Origin of the sequence: Halalkalicoccus sp. NIPERK01 (assembly GCF_030287405.1) — an archaeon.
In the GTDB taxonomy this organism is placed as follows: Archaea; Halobacteriota; Halobacteria; order Halobacteriales; family Halalkalicoccaceae; genus Halalkalicoccus.
This window is the reverse complement of record NZ_JASVVV010000058.1, coordinates 1-243: the sequence shown is the minus strand read 5'-3', so window position 1 is coordinate 243 and position 243 is coordinate 1. Positions and strand designations below refer to the sequence as shown.

The 243-nt window shown below is 51.4% G+C and carries 1 protein-coding gene; it reads right to left on the bottom strand.

All coding sequences use genetic code 11. The features are described from left to right. Nucleotides 1-243: hypothetical protein (locus QRT08_RS18545; protein WP_286047475.1), on the bottom strand; the 243-nt coding region annotated here is incomplete at both ends.

The following is a 243-nucleotide window of genomic DNA, read 5'->3' as shown; positions in this document are numbered from 1 at the left end:
TTTCCTCGGCTTTCCGCGCAACCTCTCGCTCTTCGCGACACTTCGGGCATCCCACGGTATGTCGCGGGTAAACAATTTCCTCGTACTCAACGCCGTGCTTTTCGCAAGTCTTCACCGTTTTGGAAATCGGCGTGAACAGGCCGCCCATTGAATCTTTCACAATTTCACCAATGCTTTGCATCACAAAATATCCTTCGCCAAAAATGCCCCACCCTGCGTGTGCTGCGGGATTTGTTTCACACT